Source organism: Plantibacter sp. MPB07, from assembly GCF_046619465.1.
GTDB lineage: Bacteria > Actinomycetota > Actinomycetes > Actinomycetales > Microbacteriaceae > Plantibacter > Plantibacter auratus.
The window spans coordinates 1475475-1492551 of record NZ_CP177043.1 but is presented as its reverse complement, the minus strand read 5'-3'; the positions used below and the strand labels follow the sequence as shown (position 1 = coordinate 1492551).

19 protein-coding genes and 1 pseudogene are annotated in these 17077 nt (G+C 69.4%); 17 read left to right on the top strand and 3 right to left on the bottom strand.

Features of this window, described 5'->3' with window-relative positions:
* On the top strand, positions 1–378 hold the full coding sequence (locus tag ACLIME_RS07030; protein WP_411558509.1) for a VOC family protein: 378 nt from the start codon (positions 1–3) through the stop codon (positions 376–378).
* A 15-nt stretch (positions 379–393) separates the two neighbouring features.
* Here the strand turns inward: ACLIME_RS07030 and ACLIME_RS07025 are convergent, their stop codons facing one another.
* On the bottom strand, positions 394–1026 hold the full coding sequence (locus tag ACLIME_RS07025; RefSeq protein ID WP_124769531.1) for a TetR/AcrR family transcriptional regulator: 633 nt from the start codon (positions 1024–1026) through the stop codon (positions 394–396).
* A 105-nt stretch (positions 1027–1131) separates the two neighbouring features.
* Between ACLIME_RS07025 and ACLIME_RS07020 the strand changes: the two genes are divergently transcribed.
* The 16 genes and pseudogenes from ACLIME_RS07020 to ACLIME_RS06945 all read left to right on the top strand — a co-directional run bounded on the left by ACLIME_RS07020 (position 1132) and on the right by ACLIME_RS06945 (position 15670).
* Entirely contained in the window at positions 1132–2739 is a 1608-nt protein-coding gene (locus ACLIME_RS07020) for a carboxyl transferase domain-containing protein (protein WP_411558508.1), read from the top strand.
* A 4-nt stretch (positions 2740–2743) separates the two neighbouring features.
* Complete coding sequence (locus ACLIME_RS07015) at positions 2744–4855, top strand: acetyl/propionyl/methylcrotonyl-CoA carboxylase subunit alpha (RefSeq protein ID WP_411558507.1); 2112 nt, start codon at positions 2744–2746, stop codon at positions 4853–4855.
* Entirely contained in the window at positions 4852–6018 is a 1167-nt protein-coding gene (locus ACLIME_RS07010) for an acyl-CoA dehydrogenase family protein (RefSeq protein WP_159879087.1), read from the top strand. Before ACLIME_RS07015 ends, ACLIME_RS07010 begins: the two co-directional genes overlap by 4 nt.
* A gap of 7 nt (positions 6019–6025) precedes the next feature.
* Positions 6026–6523, top strand: coding sequence for a MaoC family dehydratase (locus tag ACLIME_RS07005; RefSeq protein ID WP_079707383.1), 498 nt, complete (start codon positions 6026–6028; stop codon positions 6521–6523).
* On the top strand, positions 6520–7362 hold the full coding sequence (locus ACLIME_RS07000; protein WP_411558506.1) for an HpcH/HpaI aldolase/citrate lyase family protein: 843 nt from the start codon (positions 6520–6522) through the stop codon (positions 7360–7362). The genes ACLIME_RS07005 and ACLIME_RS07000 overlap by 4 nt, the downstream gene beginning before the upstream one ends.
* Positions 7363–7413: 51 nt before the next feature.
* Positions 7414–7752 (top strand): hypothetical protein, encoded by a 339-nt coding sequence (locus ACLIME_RS06995; RefSeq protein ID WP_411558505.1) that lies wholly within the window; start codon positions 7414–7416, stop codon positions 7750–7752.
* The gene (locus ACLIME_RS06990; RefSeq protein WP_411558504.1) at positions 7745–8335 is read left to right on the top strand and encodes a hypothetical protein; all 591 of its coding nucleotides are present in this window, start codon (positions 7745–7747) and stop codon (positions 8333–8335) included. Before ACLIME_RS06995 ends, ACLIME_RS06990 begins: the two co-directional genes overlap by 8 nt.
* A gap of 225 nt (positions 8336–8560) precedes the next feature.
* Positions 8561–8779: pseudogene (locus ACLIME_RS06985) on the top strand (peptidoglycan-binding domain-containing protein); the annotation flags it as partial.
* Positions 8780–8836: 57 nt separating this feature from the next.
* The gene (locus tag ACLIME_RS06980; protein ID WP_411558503.1) at positions 8837–9385 is read left to right on the top strand and encodes a hypothetical protein; all 549 of its coding nucleotides are present in this window, start codon (positions 8837–8839) and stop codon (positions 9383–9385) included.
* Positions 9376–9978, top strand: coding sequence for an ATP-binding cassette domain-containing protein (locus ACLIME_RS06975; protein ID WP_079707104.1), 603 nt, complete (start codon positions 9376–9378; stop codon positions 9976–9978). The genes ACLIME_RS06980 and ACLIME_RS06975 overlap by 10 nt, the downstream gene beginning before the upstream one ends.
* Before the next feature lie 35 nt (positions 9979–10013).
* The gene (locus tag ACLIME_RS06970) at positions 10014–11054 is read left to right on the top strand and encodes a hypothetical protein (protein ID WP_124769524.1); all 1041 of its coding nucleotides are present in this window, start codon (positions 10014–10016) and stop codon (positions 11052–11054) included.
* 194 nt (positions 11055–11248) lie between these two features.
* Positions 11249–12328 carry an aldo/keto reductase gene (locus ACLIME_RS06965; RefSeq protein WP_079002693.1) on the top strand — a complete coding sequence of 360 codons (1080 nt, stop codon included), beginning with the start codon at positions 11249–11251 and terminating at the stop codon, positions 12326–12328.
* Between the two features lie 70 nt (positions 12329–12398).
* Positions 12399–13766, top strand: coding sequence for a M16 family metallopeptidase (locus ACLIME_RS06960; RefSeq protein WP_124769523.1), 1368 nt, complete (start codon positions 12399–12401; stop codon positions 13764–13766).
* Positions 13767–14369 carry a histidine phosphatase family protein gene (locus ACLIME_RS06955; protein ID WP_071262315.1) on the top strand — a complete coding sequence of 201 codons (603 nt, stop codon included), beginning with the start codon at positions 13767–13769 and terminating at the stop codon, positions 14367–14369.
* 48 nt (positions 14370–14417) lie between these two features.
* A complete protein-coding gene (gene dapB / locus ACLIME_RS06950; RefSeq protein ID WP_159879073.1) occupies positions 14418–15236 on the top strand; it encodes a 4-hydroxy-tetrahydrodipicolinate reductase in 819 nt (272 codons plus the stop codon).
* 11 nt (positions 15237–15247) lie between these two features.
* Complete coding sequence (locus ACLIME_RS06945; protein WP_197977658.1) at positions 15248–15670, top strand: hypothetical protein; 423 nt, start codon at positions 15248–15250, stop codon at positions 15668–15670.
* Between the two features lie 23 nt (positions 15671–15693).
* Here the strand turns inward: ACLIME_RS06945 and ACLIME_RS06940 are convergent, their stop codons facing one another.
* Both ACLIME_RS06940 and ACLIME_RS06935 read right to left on the bottom strand, forming a co-directional pair.
* Positions 15694–16584: a TIGR01777 family oxidoreductase gene (locus tag ACLIME_RS06940; protein WP_411558502.1), complete on the bottom strand. Its 891-nt coding sequence runs from the start codon at positions 16582–16584 to the stop codon at positions 15694–15696.
* Between the two features lie 39 nt (positions 16585–16623).
* On the bottom strand, positions 16624–17049 hold the full coding sequence (locus ACLIME_RS06935) for an OsmC family peroxiredoxin (protein WP_079707096.1): 426 nt from the start codon (positions 17047–17049) through the stop codon (positions 16624–16626).
* Between the last annotated feature and the right edge of the window lie 28 nt (positions 17050–17077).

The following is a 17077-nucleotide window of genomic DNA, read 5'->3' as shown; positions in this document are numbered from 1 at the left end:
ATGGTCTCGTACACGGATGTCTTCAGCGGGTTCTCGGTCGACGACATCGACGCCGCGAGGGCGTTCTACCGGGACGTCCTCGGTCTCACGGTCACCGACAACGCCATGGGATTCCTGGACGTGGCGCTGCCCGCCGGCGGGTCGGTGCTCGTCTACGGGAAGCCTGACCACACACCAGCCTCGTTCACCGTGCTGAACCTCGTGGTCGACGACATCGACACGGCGGTCGACGAGCTGCAGGCCCGCGGTGTGGTGACGAAGCTCTACCCCGACGACGTCCTGCCGACGGATGCGAAGGGGATCATGCGCGGGAACGGCCCGGACATCGCCTGGTTCACCGATCCAGCGGGGAACGTCCTGTCCGTGCTCGTCGACTGAACCTGTCCCGCGTCCTCACGCGGCGAGCAGGGCGGCCAGTGCCATCCGCTCGAGCGTCGAGCGCACCGCCTCGCGGTCGGGTGTCCCGGCCTCGTTCCTGCCGAGGGAGGTGCTGTGGGACGTGGAGTTGATCAGTCCGAATCCCGCGAGCGCGCGGACCCGCAGTTCCGCCGCGGGGATCGTGGGATGGAGCGTCGTGAGGACGTCCACCCACCGCTCGACGTACCGCCGCTGGAGGGTACGGACCGCTCGGCGGTCGTCCGGTGCCAGGCTGTCGAGGTCGTGGTCCTGGATGCGGATCACGTCGGGGTCGTCGAGGGCGAAGGCCACGTGGAAGGTGACCAACGAACGCAGTGCCCGATCGCTGTCCGGAGCCTGCTCGACCTCGCGGGTCCCGCCGTCCAGCAGATCCTGACTGACGCCGACGAGGAGTGCTGCGAGGACGGCCTGCTTGCTCGGGAAGTGGCGGTAGACGGCGGGTCCGCTCATGCCGACGGCCGTTCCGAGGTCCTCCATCGACACCCCGGCGAAGCCGCGCTCGGCGAACAGCCCGGCCGCTGACCGCAGGAGGGCGGAGCGACGTGCCGCTTTCGCCTCCGAGCGCCCGAGGTGCGGCGGGTTCGGGGACGGTGTGTCACGACCGGTCATCGGATCTCCTCGGGGTGGACTTTTTCAGTTAATGAACTGTAACCTCTCTTTCAGTGAGTGGTGAGTAACTGAATGCACTCACGGTCGACGACGACAGGAGCCCGAGTGCCCACCCTCACGAGCGGTGCTGATCCCACCTCAGCCCGATTCCGCGAGCAGGAGGCGGCGCAGCGGGAGCTCGTGACGGTGCTCGAGCAGACGATGGCGACCGCGGCCCTGGGCGGACCGGAGGCGTCGCGGGCGCGGCATGTCGCCCGGGGGAAGCTGCTGCCGCGCGATCGGGTCGACCGTCTGCTCGACGAGGGGAGCCCCTTCCTCGAGATCGCGCCCTTGGCCGCGCACGGCATGTACGACGACGCGACTCCCGGCGCCGGGGTCATCGCTGGGATCGGCCTCGTCCACGGACGACACGTGCTCGTCGTGTCGAACGACGCGACCGCGAAGGGAGGCTCGTACTTCCCGATGACGGTGAAGAAGCACCTCCGGGCCCAGGAGATCGCGGCCGCGAACCGGCTGCCCTGCCTGTACCTCGTCGACTCCGGGGGAGCGAACCTCCCGACGCAGGACGAAGTCTTCCCGGATCGGGACCACTTCGGTCGGATCTTCTTCAACCAGGCCAGGATGTCGGCGGCCGGCATCCCGCAACTCGCCGCCGTACTCGGGTCCTGCACCGCCGGAGGCGCGTACGTCCCCGCCATGAGCGACGAGAACGTGATCGTCCGCGGTCAGGGCACGATCTTCCTAGGCGGTCCACCGCTCGTGAAGGCCGCGATCGGCGAGGTCGTGACGCCGGAGCAACTCGGCGGCGGCGACCTCCACGCCCGGGTGTCGGGGGTCACGGACCACCTCGCCGACGACGACGCGCACGCGCTCGACATCCTCCGGGATGCGGTCGCGACGCTGCCGGCGACCCACCCGCGCGCGTGGGAGGTGCGTCCCAGTGTGCCGCCGGTCGTCCCGGAGGCAGAGCTGTACGGCGTCGTGCCGGCGGAGCTGCAGACGGCCTACGACGTCCGTGAGGTGATCGCGCGGCTCGTCGACGGCAGCGACTTCTCGGAGTTCAAGCGTGAGTACGGCGACACCCTCGTGACCGGGTTCGCGAGGCTGCACGGGCACCCCGTCGGCATCATCGCGAACAACGGCGTCCTCTTCAGCGAGTCGGCCCTGAAGGGCGCCCATTTCATCGAGCTCGCCGACCAGCGCGGCATCCCGTTGCTGTTCCTGCAGAACATCTCGGGCTTCATGGTCGGCAGTGACGCCGAGGCCGGAGGCATCGCCAAGCACGGCGCGAAGATGGTCACCGCGGTCGCGACCACCCGGGTGCCGAAGCTGACGGTCGTGATCGGTGGTTCGTTCGGCGCCGGCAACTACTCCATGTGCGGCCGGGCCTACGACCCCCGGTTCCTCTGGATGTGGCCGGGCGCGCGCATCTCCGTCATGGGGGGACAGCAGGCGGCGAGCGTCCTCGCGACCGTCAAGCGCGACCAACTCGAGGCCCGCGGTGAGGCGTGGACCGCCCAGGCGGAGGAGGACTTCCGGGCGCCGATCCTCGCCGACTTCGAGGAGCAGGGCAACCCGTACTACTCGACCGCGCGGCTCTGGGACGACGGCATCATCGACCCCGCCCGGACCCGCACGGTCCTCGGACTCGCGCTCGAGGTGTGCTCCCGCGCGCCCCTGCCAGAACCCGGCTTCGGCCTCTTCAGGATGTGACGGCATGACGATCCAGACACCGAACCGGCCGGGCCACGCATCCGCGCGTCCCTTCCGCTCCGTCCTCGTCGCGAACCGCGGCGAGATCGCCTGTCGCGTGATCCGCACGCTCACAGCGATGGACATCGAGAGCATCGCGGTCTTCAGCGACGCTGACCGCGACGCCCCACACGTCCGGCTCGCGGACCGCGCCGTCCGCCTGGGACCCGCGCCCGCCGCGGACAGCTACCTCGACGTCGACGCCGTCGTCCGGGCCGCCGTCACGACCGGGGCCGAGGCGGTGCACCCGGGCTACGGCTTCCTGTCCGAACAACCCGCGCTCGCGAGGGCGCTCGCCGGTGCCGGGATCGTCTTCATCGGACCGGACGAGCGCGCCCTGGTCCTCATGGGCGACAAGATCCGGGCGAAGGAGCACGTCGCGGCTCGAGGCGTCCCGATCATCGAGGGCGTCGCCGACGCCTCGCTCGACGACGACGCACTCGTCCGTGCCGGCGTCGCCATCGGCTTCCCGCTCATCGTCAAGCCGGCGGGTGGTGGCGGCGGCAAGGGGATGCAGGTGGTGGAGTGCGCCGAGGAGCTCCCATCGGCCATCGCCTCCGCGCACCGGGTGGCCGAGGCGGCCTTCGGCGACGCCACGCTCCTCCTCGAGCGGTTCGTCACGAGACCCCGGCACATCGAGGTGCAGGTGCTCGCGGACGCCCACGGTGCGGTCGTGCACCTCGGGGAGCGTGAGTGCTCGCTCCAGCGTCGGCACCAGAAGGTGGTGGAGGAGTCCCCGTCGCCGCTCATCGACGACCGGCAGCGGGCGCGACTCGGCGAGGCGGCCTGCACGGTCGCCCGGAGCGTCGGCTACCGAGGGGTGGGGACCGTCGAGTTCCTCGTCGCCGACGACCGACCCGACGAGTTCGCCTTCCTCGAGATGAACACGCGGTTGCAGGTGGAGCATCCGGTCACCGAGCTCGTCACGGGGCTCGACCTCGTGGAGTGGCAGGTGCGCGTCGCCGCCGGTGAACCGCTGGCGATGACGCAGGACGACGTCGTCCTGCGTGGTCACGCGGTGGAGGCGCGGCTGTACGCGGAGGACCCGTCGAGCGGCTTCCTGCCCCAGACCGGGGTGCTCGAGCGGGTGCGTCTGCCGCACGGGCCGGGCGTCCGCGTCGACGGCGGCATCGCCGCCGGGCAGTTCGTCGGCCCGTGGTACGACCCCATGCTCGCGAAGATCGTGTGCTGGGCCGAGGATCGCGGGACCGTGCTCCGGCGACTCGACGCCGCGCTCGCGGCGACGGTGGTCTTCGGTGTCCGCACGAACCTCGGCTTCCTCCGGCGGCTCCTCGCCGACGAGGACGTCGTCGCGGGACGACTGCACACCGGTCTCATCGCCGACCTGCTCGACGACATCCCGTCCGCCGCGACGTCCGAGCGGGTCCTGACCGCAGTGGCGCTCGCCGAAACGGACGACCGACGATTCGAGGCCGCAGCGCGGACCGCCGGACTCGGGACGCCGTGGTCGGATCCGGGTGGGTGGCGCCTCGGCGCGGCAGCACCGACGCGACAGCACCTGCGTCGTGAGGACGGACGCATCGTCCGCATCGAGGTGCGTGGGCCGAGCGACGACGCGAGCGTCTCGGTCGATGACGCGGCACCGACCCGGGCCGCGGTCCTCAGCCGGTCGGACGGCACCCTGCGGTTCGAGCACGACGGTGTCAGCACCCCGTTGGAGACCGTGCGCGTGGGAAACGAACGATGGATCGCGCTCGACGGTGCCATCAGTGTGGTCGAGGTGCTCCCGCGTGAGGCGCTCCCAGCCGGCGGGGATCCGACTGCGGCCGGTGCGGTCGATCCGGAGGTGCGGACGCCGATGCCCGGCACCGTCACGGCCGTGCACGTCACGAGCGGCGACGCCGTCACCGCCGGTCAGCCGCTGGTCACCGTCGAAGCGATGAAGATGGAGCACCTCCTCACCGCCACGACCGACGGCACGGTCACCCTCCACGTCGCCACGGGTGGCACGGTCGCCACCCGTCAATCGGTTGCGACGATCGCCGCAGACCCCGTCGCAGCACGCCTCAACGCAGCCCCAACCGATGCAGCACCCACGAACGGAGCATCAGCATGAACACCGAGCTCAGCCCCGAGCACCAGCGGATCGTCGACACGGTCAAGGCGTTCGCCGACGAGGTCGTCGCGCCCGCCGCCTATCAGTACGACACGGAACGGCGTCTGCCGTACGACATCATCGCGCAGATGGGGGAGCTGGGACTCTTCGGGCTGCCGTTCCCGAAGGAACTCGGCGGCGGGGGGATGGACTACTTCGCGCTCTGCCTCGCCGTCGAGCAGCTCGGACGCGTCGACCAGAGCATCGGCGTCACCCTCGAGGCCGGCGTCGGCCTCGGAGCCATGCCGATCTACCTGTACGGCACCGACGCCCAGCGCGAGGAATGGATCCCGCAGCTCGCGAGCGGGCAGGCGCTCGCCGCGTTCGGCCTCACCGAGGCGCGTGCCGGCAGTGATGCAGGCGCGACGGAGACCACCGCCGAGCTCGTCGACGGTGAGTGGGTGATCAACGGCACGAAGCAGTTCATCACCAACTCCGGGAGCGAGATCACCAGTCTCGTGACGGTCACGGCCGTCACGGGGGAGCGGGTCCGATCCGACGGCCGGGTGACGAAGGAGTTGTCGTCGATCCTCGTGCCGGTCCCGACGCCGGGCTTCACCGCGCTACCGCCCTACGACAAGGTCGGGTGGCACACCTCCGACACCCACCCGCTGCGGTTCGAGGACGTCCGCGTGCCGGAGGGTAACCTGCTCGGCGAGCGCGGGCGCGGGTACGCCAACTTCCTCACGGCGCTCGACGGTGGACGGATCGCTGTGGCCGCGCTCGCCGTCGGAGCGGCCCAGGGGTGCCTCGAGGAGGCGATCCGCTACGCCAAGGAGCGGGTCGTGTTCGGTCGGGCGATCGGTGACAACCAGTGGATCGCCTTCCGGATCGCGAAGATGCAGGCGCGGGTCCACACCGCCAGGCAGGCCTACTACGACGCCGCGTCGCGCATGCTCCGGGGAGCGCCCTACAAGATGGAGGCCTCGATCGCGAAGATGGTCGCCGGGGAGGCCGCGATGGACAACGCCCGTGACGCGACCCAGATCTTCGGCGGCTACGGGTTCCTCAACGAGAACCCGGTGGCGCGGCACTACCGGGACTCGAAGATCCTCGAGATCGGTGAGGGCACCACCGAGGTGCAGCTCATGATCATCGCCCGCGAACTCGGCTTCGCGTCGTGAGGTCATGATGACCGATTCGTCCGAGACGTCGTCCGGCCCCGTGATCGAGCAGCGAGGTCTGTACTTCGAGGAGTTCGTGGTGGGTGCGACCTACCGCCATCGCCCCGGGCGCACCCTCACGGAAGCTGACAACGTCCTGTTCTCGACGCTCACGATGAACGGGCAGTCGCTGCACGTGGATGCCGCGTGGTCTGCGACCGGGCCCTTCGGGGAACGGCTCGTGAACTCGATGCTGACGCTCTCGACGCTCGTGGGGCTGTCGGTCGCACAGCTCACCGAGCAGACGATCGTCGCGAACCTGGGCTTCACCGACATCGCCTTCCCGAACCCGATGCACCACGGCGACACGCTGTACGCCGAGACGCTCGTGACGGCCAAACGGTTGTCGTCGTCGAGGCCGGGCGAGGGTGTCGTCACCCTGCTCCACACGGGTCGGAACCAGGACGGCGTCGTCGTCGCGACCGCGACCAGGAGCACGCTCGTCCAGTGCTCGGGTGCATCGTGACCGGCGCCGCGGCGTTCGACCTGGGGCCGGCGATCCTCTTCGTCCCAGCAGACCGTCCGGATCGCTTCGCGAAAGCGGCCGAGCGTGCGGATGCCGTCATCCTCGATCTCGAGGACGCCGTCGATGCGGCGCGCAAGGCGATCGGTCGCGGAGCGATGGTGGAGCATCCGTTGGACCCGCTCCTGACGATCGTGCGGGTGAATCCAGCGGATGGCCCGGACTTCGCGGCCGACGTCGCCGCCGTGGCGACAACGGCTTATCGAACGGTGATGCTCGCGAAGACCGAGAGCGTCGCGCAGCTCGACGACCTGGCCCGCGCCCTGCCGGGGGTTGCGATCGTCGCGCTATGCGAGACGGCCGCCGGAGTCGTGCGCGCCGAATCGATCGTCGCGCACGACTCGGTCGTCGCCGTGATGTGGGGCGCTGAGGACCTGGTGGCGTCACTCGGCGGCACGAGCAGCAGGCGCTCTGACGGACGCTACCGCGACGTCGTGGGCGCCGCTCGATCGCACGTCCTGCTCGCAGCGGGGGCCGCCGGTGTCGCCGCGATCGATGCCGTCCATCTCGACCTCAATGACCGAGCGTCGCTTGCGGTAGAGGCGGAGGATGCGAGTGCGGTCGGCTTCGTTGCGACGGCGTGCATCCATCCCGCGCAGGTCCCGATCATCCAGGCCGCTTACCGTCCGGACCCCGAGGCAGTGCGCGCGGCGAGGGAGCTACTGGCGGCTGCCGCCGACCGCATCGGCGCCTTCCGGCATGCCGGGCGCATGGTCGACGAGCCGCTCCTCAGGCACGCACGCGCACTTCTCGCGCGTGCCGGGGAGGTTTCTGGGAGCTGAGCCTTGCCCCGTCCCCCAAGATGCCGACTGCTCATATCTTAGATTTTGGATATGTTGGACCTGGCTCGAAATCGGGCCGACGGCGGCCTATCTCAATGGGCTGCCGTTTCAGGAACAACGGCGGTTGAGATGAAAAAGAAGCTGTTCGGTCTTGTCGCGATGGCGGCTCTGGTCACGGGCGTATCGCTGACTGCCGCGGCTCCAGCGCAGGCTGCCTGCAGGGTCGACAATCTGAGCATGTGGCAGGGGAAGAACGCCACGTGCCTGAATATCGTGCACGTTTCGTTCGGGTCGAGTACACATCTCGGGAATCCCGCTCGCGCCGGGCAGTGGTCCAAACAGCAGCTGTGTTGGGATGGTGCGACGGGTTACTCCTACCGCAATGCGTAGGCTCTGGACCGTCCCCGTATTCGCAGCGCTCATGTTGTTTGCGTCGAACGGGTGCGCCGCAGACTTCGGACCGTCAGACATCGTTGCCGGGAGTGCCGGAGGCGTGCCGGAGTTCACGGGACCGTGGGCGTCGGAGTTCGCGGACACATATCGAGCTGGCAGTGACGTTGTCCGAGCGATCCTCGAGGATGGTGCGATCTCCGACGCCGAATGGGCGGAGACCAGCGACGCGTTTATCGGCTGCATGCAGGACAGGGGAGTGAGGGTGACGCTCGACGATGCGTACGGCGCGATCGCGCTCCCAGACATGCCGAAGCCGGACGCCGCTTCGGACGCAGCGCTGGACGCGTGCACGCCGGACTTCTACGCGGTCAGCAGTCTGCGCCGCGATCTTGCCCGCAATCCGGATGCGCGCGATGAAGACGCCATTATCGCGGCATGTCTGGTCGATGCGGGGCTCGTCGAACCCGGGTACTCCGGCGAGGACCTCGCCTCAGATGCGAAGCAGGAATCACTCCCATTCGACAACGATGACCCAGTGTTCGGGTCCTGCATCCGCGACCCATTGGGTCTCCTTGAATGACGACCGCGCTCGTCGTCGGCTTCCGCCGTCCGTGTGGCTCATGATCCCCTCGCTGCTCGTGCTGGGAGCTCTCCTCGGGGTGACGGTCGTCGGGGTCGCTCGTCCCGAGGCTGCGCCGCCGGCGATCGGCGGGGCGGTCCCGGTAGGCGAGGTACCCGTGACCAGCACGAAGTACCTCGACGTACGCAGCGTCACGCTCGCTTTTGAGACCCAGTCGCAGGTGAGATCGTCACGCCGGTAGGCGGATTCATCACGCGGACGAGCTGCGCAGTCGGCGGCGAGGCGCAGTCCGGTGAATCGGGCATAGCGATCAACGGGCGGTCGCTGGTCTACCTCGCGTCGGGCGCGCCGCTGTGGCGGGACCTCGCACCGGACTCCGTCGGAAGCGATGTCAGAGGCCTCCAAACCGAGCTGAATCGACTGGGCTACTCGCTGGATGCCGACGGCGAGTTCGGCCCTCTGACCCTGCGCGCGGCTCGCGACCTCGCGCAGCGCAACGGCGTGGACAGCAGCGACTGGAGCGTCATACCTCGGGCGGCGTTCGTCTGGATCCCCGCACCTGCGACGGCGATCACGAGCTGTCCGACAGTTCTCGGTGCATCCGTCGCGCCGGATGACGCGCTGTTCGTTGCACCGCCGGTCATCGCCAGTGCACGTGTCGCCGCGCTACCTGACACGCTCGCTCCTGGCCCACGGGTCATCGTCGCCGGCGAAGTCCGGGTTGCGGTGGACGATCAGGGGGCCATCGCGGATCCTGCAGCACTTCACGAGCTCGGCCGGTCGTCTGAATTCGCAGCCTGGGTTGCAGCGGACGATGGCACGGACTTCATCGTCGACCTTGAGCTCGCATCGCCGGTGACGGTGACCACCGTGCCACCCGCTGCGGTCTTCGGACTAGACGGTTCGACGGGGTGTATCTCCAGTGCCGGTCACACCGTCGTCGTCGAGGTCGTCGGATCAGGTCTCGGTCAGAGCTACGTCGTTGTGCCAGCAGACGCCGAGGTCGTGGTAGTCGATGTTCGGCTCCCTCCCGGTCGACCATGCGGTTGACGGCCGAGGGCCTGTCCCTGCGCTTCCCACAGGGCGACTGGCTGTTTGAAGACCTCTCGTTCCGCTTGGTACCGGGGCGCGTGTACGCGGTGACCGGGCCATCCGGTTCGGGCAAGAGCACGTTGCTCAGTCTGCTCGCCGGCTGGCTGCACCCGACGAAGGGTGTGATCGTGCGCGAGGACGTCGCGGTGACCAGTTGGGTGTTCCAGAATCCGCACGGAGTTGCGAGACGGACTGCTCTCGACCACGTCGCGCTCCCTTACCTCGCGCGCGGCGCGGATCACGACCATGCTTGGCAGAGCGCGTTCGCCGACCTCGAGACGGTGGGTCTCGCCGGAGTCAGCCTGCGTCAGTTTCGACACCTCTCGGGCGGGGAAGCGCAGCGCCTGATGCTCGCCCGCGCACTTGCGACGCATCCCCACCTGTTGCTAGTGGACGAGCCGACCGCTCAGCTGGACCAGCGCACGGCCGTCTCAGTGAACGAGGCGATCGGGTCGATCGCATCCGACGGGACCATCGTCGTCATCGCGACGCACGATGAGCGCACGCGCGATGCATGCACTGACGAGATCGCACTCGGTGCAGCGCGATGAGGTGGGCATCGACCCTCCGAGAAGCAGCGCTCGACGTGCAGTCCGGCACGACGAAGGCGACGATGCTCGGTTGTGTGTTGTTCGCCGTCGTCCTTGTGCTGGGCTTGGCTGAGATCGGCACGATGTCCCAACTCCTGACTGCTGCCGACGTCTACCGACGTGCGGGTGGGGCGACCCTGGTCTACATCGCCCCCCAACAGATCGACGGGCCAGCCTGCGACCGGCTCACGACGATCCCAGGCATCGACGCTGCGGGAGCCATGAGGCCGTCGACTGAGAACGAACGCCTGCTGGCGCTTCCGAGTTCGTCCGTACCGACGTTCGAGGTCAGTCCGGGTTTCTCCGGTTTCGTTGCGCTCGATGCGCCGCGCCCCCACCGTGGCGTGCTCGTCTCGGCCGCGCTCGCAGATGCCCTCGAACTCGATGCCAGTGACAAGCTCCCGTTGATGAGCGGCACGGTCGAGGTCGGAGCCGTTTTTACCTCCGTGGAGGACGGCCGCCGGCTTGGCCTCGGATACGCGCTCATTGCTCCGACAGCGGCGATCGGCCCGTTCGACGAATGTTGGATCGACACCTGGCCGCAGTCGCAATCGTCGACCGATGCGCTGCGCACCGTCCTCCTCCCAGGGGCTGGGGCAACGGATGCATCGCCGCCACGGCTCGCGCAGCTCAACAGCACGCTCGGCGCTCACTTCGACGGCGCCGCGCGGTACGCCGAGCGTCTCTCTCGATTCGCGCCGCTCGTCGGAATCGTCATCGCCGCCGCAATCGGGTTCGTCGCGACCCGAACCCGCCGCATCGAATTGGCATCCGCGCGTCATGCAGGGGTGCCGGTCGGGTCGCAGGTGCTGCAACTCGTCTGCGAAACACTCTGCTGGGCCGTCGGCGCTGCAGTGATGGCGGTGTCCGCCATCCTGCTGCTCCTGGAGATCGCGCCCCAGGAAGGCCTTGGAGTGGTCGCTGGGATCGCGATCCGACCAGCCGTGGTCGCCGTGCCCGCCGTCCTTTGTGGAGTGATCGGCGGGGTAGCGCTCACGAAGGAGGAGCAGCTCTTCCGGTACTTCAAGGAACGGTGATGTCGCCCCGTCGAAAGGCCGCCCCGGGTGGAACGCGGAATCGTTACGAATCAGTTGCCACCCGGTCGTGATGTCGTCCAGCCGAAGTCGCCGGTCTCCTCTAGCCTGGTGAGCAAGCACCGGCCCGTCGCTCCACGCACGGATCCCGACGGTGCAGCGCGTCACCGGTCGGCGGACCGAGAGAGGGGCAGGGGATGCCACACCTCTGGCGCTCGTCGAGCACCCGTGGCAGTTCTCTCGTCGGCGGAGCAGCGGACGGCGTCGACGACGACGCGAGTCGGCGTCCCGAGCAGCTCGTCCCGCACCCGTCCTTCCCAACGCCCGTCCAGGACCCCGAGCCTTCTGAGGCACCGAGGCGCACGATCGGCGACTCCGAGTTGTCGGTCTTCCCGGTCGTGCTCGGCGGCAGCGTGTTCGGGTGGACCGTCGACCCCGACACGACGTCGGACATCCTCGACCGGTTCCACGACTCCGGCGGCAACATGGTGGACACCGCCGACAGCTACGCGGGCGGACGCAGCGAGATCCTCATCGGCAATTGGATGCGGAAGCGCCGCAACCGGGACGACATGGTCGTCGCGACGAAGATCGGCCGGCACCCCGACTACCCGGGTCTCGGCTCGGTGAGCATCATCCGTGCGGTCGAGGCGGCGCTCGAACGGTTGCAGACCGACCACATCGACCTGCTGTCCTTCCACGACGACGACCCGAGCATCCCGTTGGCCGACAGCCTCGGGACGGTCGACTGGTTGATCGAGACCGGCAAGGTCCGCTACCTCGGCACCTCGAACACGACCCCCGAACGGCTGATGGAGGCACGGATCCTCTCGGCGAGCGGCTTCACCCAGTTCGTCGCGCTCGAGACGCACTACAGCCTCATGCACCGGGAGCCGTACGAGAGTACCCTCGCGCTCGTCGCGACGGCCCAGCACCTCGGTGTCCTGCCCTACTTCGCCCTCGCGAACGGCTTCCTGACGGGCCGCTACCGCACCCGCTCCGACCTCGACCCGAGCACCCGCGGCAGTCGCGCCGCGACCCATCTCCACCGCCGTGGACTGCGGGTCCTGCACGTCCTCGACGAGATCGCGGAGGAGAACCGCTGCACGGTCGCCTCGGCGGCGCTCGCCTGGGCCATGTCACGTCCCGGCGTCGTCGCGCCCATCGCGAGCGCGTCCCAGCCGGCTCACGTCGACTCGCTCATCGCGGCGGCCGACGTGCGGCTGAGCCGCGGGCAGATCCTCGAGCTCGACCGCGTCTCCGGTCGCTTGCGCTGAGTCGACCGGCGGTCGCCTGCGCACGGTCGCTCGCGCGCGACGCCCGGGAACCTGACGTATGGTTGGGGTGATGAACGCCGCCGTCGACTTTCCGCTCACTCGTCCCGAGCTTGCGTTCACCGCATCCGGGGACGCGCTCGTCCGCCGGACGGTCCTGCCCAACGGGCTGCGCATCCTGAGCGAACACATGCCGGGCAGCCGCAGCGCGACGATCGGCTACTGGGTGGCCGTCGGCTCCCGCGACGAACAACCGGCGACCGCCGATCGACCGGCGACCTTCGGCTCGACGCACTTCCTGGAGCACCTCCTGTTCAAGGGCACGCCGTCGCGTTCCGCCCTCGACATCGCGGTCGCCTTCGACGCCGTTGGCGGCGAGCACAACGCGCTCACGGCCAAGGAGCACACCTGCTACTACGCCAAGGTGCGCGATCGCGACCTGCCGATGGCGGTGGACGTCATCACCGACATGCTCACCTCCTCGCTACTCGACCCGGAGGAGTTCGAGAACGAACGCGGCGTCATCCTCGAAGAGCTCGCGATGATGGACGACGATCCAGGGGACGTCGCCAACGAACGGTTCTTCGAGCGCGTGCTCGGCGAGCACCCGCTCGGGCGTCCCATCGGCGGTCACCCGCAGTCGATCATCGAGGTCGGCCGGGACGCCGTCGTGGCGCACTACCGAGCCAATTACCGCGCGAACGACGTCATCGTGACGGCGGCCGGCGCCGTCGACCACGACGCGCTCGTCGCCCAGGTGTCGGGGGCGCTCGTGCAAGCGGGCTGGCCGGCGGACGCGGTGGCCGCACCGGTCGCGCGTCGGACCCTCGCTCCTGCTGCCGTCGTCGGCGGATCGCCGCTCTCGGTCGTGCACCGACCCACCGAGCAGGTCCACCTGCAGATCGGCGGAGCGGGCCTCATCGCGGGCGACGAGCGACGATTCGCCATGAGCATGCTCAACTCCATCCTCGGCGGCGGCATGTCCAGCCGCCTGTTCCAGGAGATCCGAGAACGGCGCGGGCTCGCCTACTCCGTGTACTCGTTCGCCGGCAGCTACTCGGACGCCGGCGTCTTCGGCCTCGCTGCCGCCTGCTCCACGGCGAAGGCGGCGACCGTGGCCGAGCTCATGCTCGCCGAGCTCCACCGGCTCGCCGAGCACGGTGTGACGGACGAGGAGTTGTCGCGCGCGCTCGGTCAGCTGAGCGGCGCCTCGGCGCTGGCGCTGGAGGATTCGGACTCGCGGATGAGCCGCCTCGGTCGAGCGGAGCTGACCCTCGGCGAGTTCATCGACCTCGACGAGAGCATCCGTCGCCTGCAGTCCGTCGGTCAGGACGACGTCCAGCAGCTCGCGCAGCACCTCGCCGCGCAGCCCATCACGGTGTCGGCGGTCGGAGCCGTCGACGAGGACACCTTCGCTCCGATCATCGCGGGGGTGCGTTGAATGTCCCATTACCTGTATCTCGTCAGACACGGCGAGCAGCAACACGCTGAGCACGGCTTGCCCGACGGACCACTGTCGGCACGCGGTCGGCGTCAGGCACAGCTGCTCGCGGAGCGCCTCGGCGGTGTCCCGATGACCGCGGCGTGGCACTCGCCGTTGCAGCGTGCCGCGGAGACCGCCCAGATCATCGCCGAGCGGATGCCGGCGGTCACACCGGAGCCGTCGTCACTGCTCTTCGACTGCGTCCCGAGCGGTCGCACACCGGAGACGCCGTCGGCGTTCGACCCCTTCTTCGGCTCGATCACCGAAGCGGAGATCGAGGCGGGCGAGGCGCAGATGGCCGACGCCGCCGCCGAGTTCCTCTCGCCGAAGCGCGGTGACCATCACGAGCTGCTCATCACGCACAACTTCGTCATCGGGTGGCTCGTCCGCGAAGCGCTCCAGGCGCCCGCATGGCGCTGGGTGAGCATCAACCAGGCCAACGGCGGACTGACGGTGCTGCACCAGCGTGCCGGGCGTCCGTGGAGCCTCATCACCCACAACGACCTCGCGCACCTACCGATGGAGCTCCGCACGGGTCTTCCCGAGCCGCACATCGTCTAGCCCGGGCGGCCCGCCTCCGCCCGGACGGGCAGCACGTAAGCTGAGGGCATGACGACACGAGTGGCGCTGGCCGGCGCGAGCGGCAAGATGGGCCGACTGTTCACCAGCATCATCGGTTCACTCGACGACTTCGAGCTGGTCGCGTCGCTCGGTTCCTCGAGCGAGCTGAGCGAGATGGACGGGGCGGACCTCGTCGTCGACGTCACGGTCCCGGGTGTCAGCCAGCGGATCGTCGACCACGCCGTCGCTCAGGGCATCAACGTGCTCGTCGGGACGAGCGGTTGGTCGGCCGAGCGTATCCAGCGACTCGACCGCCGGCTCGCCGAGCTGCCCGAGCAGGGCGTCGTCATCATCCCCAACTTCTCGCTGGGGTCCGTCCTGTCGACGAGTCTCGCGACCGTCGCGGCCCGCTTCTTCGACTCGATCGAGATCATCGAGTCCCACCGCGACACGAAGGTGGACTCGCCCTCCGGGACCGCCGTGCGCACCGCCGAGCTGATGATGGCCGCGCGAGGCGACCGTGGGCCGGTCGCCGCCCCGCACACCGACCAGCGGGCGAGGGGACAGCAGGTCTCGAGCATCCCGATCCACAGCCTGCGGCTCCAGGGTGTCGTCGCCCGCCAGGAGGTCGTGTTCGGTGGCGTCGACGAACTCGTCACGATCACGCACGACACGATCTCGCCCGCGTCCTACGAGCGGGGCATCCGGCTCGCCCTCGTGGCCGCCCGCGACGCCCAGGGGGTCACCGTCGGTCTCGACAGTCTGCTCGACCTCGGACTCGATCGCCCAGGGCCGGCGGGTCGGCGGCCCGCCCAGGGGGCGCCCGAGCACGTCTCCGGCCAAGCCGCGGCGGCCAGCGCCCTGTGAAGACCCGCGTCATGGTCGCGATCATCGCGGCCCTGCTCGTCCTCTACATCGTCCTCGTCGGGTACCGTGCCGTCGTCCTCCTCGGCACGGGCGAACCTGTCGGCATCGCCATGGGTGCGGCGCTCGTCGTCCTGCCGATCCTCGGCGTCTGGGCGCTCTGGCGCGAGATCGCCTTCGGGTTGGGCGCCGAGCGCCTCGGCGTCCGCCTCGAGGCCGAGGGCGGCCTTCCGCCCGAGCAGGTCGAGACCCGCGAGAGCGGCCGGCCGATGCGTGATGCCGCAGACGAGCTGTTCCCGAAGTACCGTGACGCGGCCGAGGCCGCTCCCGACGACTGGCGATCCTGGTACCGCCTCGGACTCGTCTACGACGGTGCCGGAGACCGCCGCCGAGCACGGCAGGCCATCCGGCAGGCGATCCGGCTCTCGCGGAGCTGACCGGAGCGACGGCGTCCCGTCGTTCAGTCCCGGGCGAGTGCTTCGGCCAACGCCTGCTCGACGGTCGGCGTGCTGAACGTGAAGCCGTCGTCCAGGAGCCGACGAGGTTCGACGCGCTGATCGCTCAGCAGCAGTCCGTCGGCGGCGTCGCCGAGGAGCGCCTTGAGGGCGAACTTCGGGACGCGGAGCAGATAGGGCCGGTTCATCCGTCTGGCGAGCTCGAACATGAGGTCGTCGGCACGGGCGGCCTGCGGACCGCACAGGTTCACCGGTCCGGAGAGCGTCGAGGTCAGGAGGTGGGTGATCGCCCGGACCTCGTCCTGCAGCCCGATCCACGGCCAGAACTGGCGGCCCGAACCGAGCGGACCGGCGACCCCGAACCGGGTGAGCGGTGCCAGCGGCTTGAGCACGCCTGCCAGGTCGACGACGATACCGTTGCGGAGCAGCACGGTGCGGACGGCGTCGGGCGCCGCGAGCGCCGAGTCCTCCCAGGCGACGACGACGTCGGCGAGGTATCCGGTCCCTCTGGAGGAGTCCTCCGTGAGGGTCTCTCCGGGACGGTCGCCGTAGTACCCGACCGCCGAACCACTGAGGAAGGCGGCCGGTGGCTGCTCCGCCCGATTCATGGCGTCGACGAGTGTCCGGGTGGCGCTGAGTCGTGACCAGAGGATCGTGGACCGGTAGGCCGCCGTCCACGGCAGCTTGCCGAGGGAGGCACCGGAGAGGTTGACGACCGCGTCGGCGCCGCTCAGGACCGCTGGATCCAGCACGCCTGCCAGCGGATCCCACTCCGCTTCTCCGGCACCACGCGCCGGACGTCGTACGAGCCGGACGACGTCATGGCCGTCGGTCTCGAGGGAGCGCCCAAGCGCCGTTCCGATGAGCCCGGAGGCTCCGCCGATCACGATGCGCATGCGCGTCGCCTTCCTGCTCGTGCTGCTGGACGGTGGTGGTTACGCGAGGCTGGCTTCGAGGGTGATCGGGATGCCGGCGAGCGCCTGCGAGACCGGGCAACCCTCCTTCGCCGCCGTGGCGATGCGCTCGAAGTCGGCCTCGGAGATGCCGGGTACGACCGCGCTGACGAGCAGGTGGCTGCCGGTGATGCCGGTGCCGGGGGTGAAGGAGACCGCCGCGGTCGCCTGGATGCGCTCCGGCGGGAATCCGGCGCTCGTGAGTTCGTTGGCGAACGCCATCGAGTAGCAGGAGGCGTGAGCAGCCCCGAGCAGTTCCTCGGGGGTCGTCGTCGTGTTGGAGCCCTCCGAGCGTGCCTTCCAGTCGACGGCGAACTCGGCCGCCTCGGAGGTGTCGAGGCTCGTGTGCCCGGATCCCTCGAAGAGCGTGCCGTTCCAGACCGTCGTGGCTTCGCTTGTTACCGCCATGGTGCAACCTCCATCGTCGGGCCGTGCA

Coding starts and splice junctions, on each gene's coding strand:
- ACLIME_RS07030 (WP_411558509.1), top strand. CDS start 1: ATGGTCTCGTACACGGATGTCTTCAGCGGGTTCTCGGTCGACGACATC.
- ACLIME_RS07025 (WP_124769531.1), bottom strand. CDS start 1,026: ATGACCGGTCGTGACACACCGTCCCCGAACCCGCCGCACCTCGGGCGC.
- ACLIME_RS07015 (WP_411558507.1), top strand. CDS start 2,744: ATGACGATCCAGACACCGAACCGGCCGGGCCACGCATCCGCGCGTCCC.
- ACLIME_RS07010 (WP_159879087.1), top strand. CDS start 4,852: ATGAACACCGAGCTCAGCCCCGAGCACCAGCGGATCGTCGACACGGTC.
- ACLIME_RS07005 (WP_079707383.1), top strand. CDS start 6,026: ATGACCGATTCGTCCGAGACGTCGTCCGGCCCCGTGATCGAGCAGCGA.
- ACLIME_RS06995 (WP_411558505.1), top strand. CDS start 7,414: ATGTTGGACCTGGCTCGAAATCGGGCCGACGGCGGCCTATCTCAATGG.
- ACLIME_RS06990 (WP_411558504.1), top strand. CDS start 7,745: ATGCGTAGGCTCTGGACCGTCCCCGTATTCGCAGCGCTCATGTTGTTT.
- ACLIME_RS06975 (WP_079707104.1), top strand. CDS start 9,376: ATGCGGTTGACGGCCGAGGGCCTGTCCCTGCGCTTCCCACAGGGCGAC.
- ACLIME_RS06965 (WP_079002693.1), top strand. CDS start 11,249: ATGCCACACCTCTGGCGCTCGTCGAGCACCCGTGGCAGTTCTCTCGTC.
- ACLIME_RS06960 (WP_124769523.1), top strand. CDS start 12,399: ATGAACGCCGCCGTCGACTTTCCGCTCACTCGTCCCGAGCTTGCGTTC.
- ACLIME_RS06955 (WP_071262315.1), top strand. CDS start 13,767: ATGTCCCATTACCTGTATCTCGTCAGACACGGCGAGCAGCAACACGCT.
- dapB (WP_159879073.1), top strand. CDS start 14,418: ATGACGACACGAGTGGCGCTGGCCGGCGCGAGCGGCAAGATGGGCCGA.
- ACLIME_RS06945 (WP_197977658.1), top strand. CDS start 15,248: ATGGTCGCGATCATCGCGGCCCTGCTCGTCCTCTACATCGTCCTCGTC.
- ACLIME_RS06940 (WP_411558502.1), bottom strand. CDS start 16,584: ATGCGCATCGTGATCGGCGGAGCCTCCGGGCTCATCGGAACGGCGCTT.
- ACLIME_RS06935 (WP_079707096.1), bottom strand. CDS start 17,049: ATGGCGGTAACAAGCGAAGCCACGACGGTCTGGAACGGCACGCTCTTC.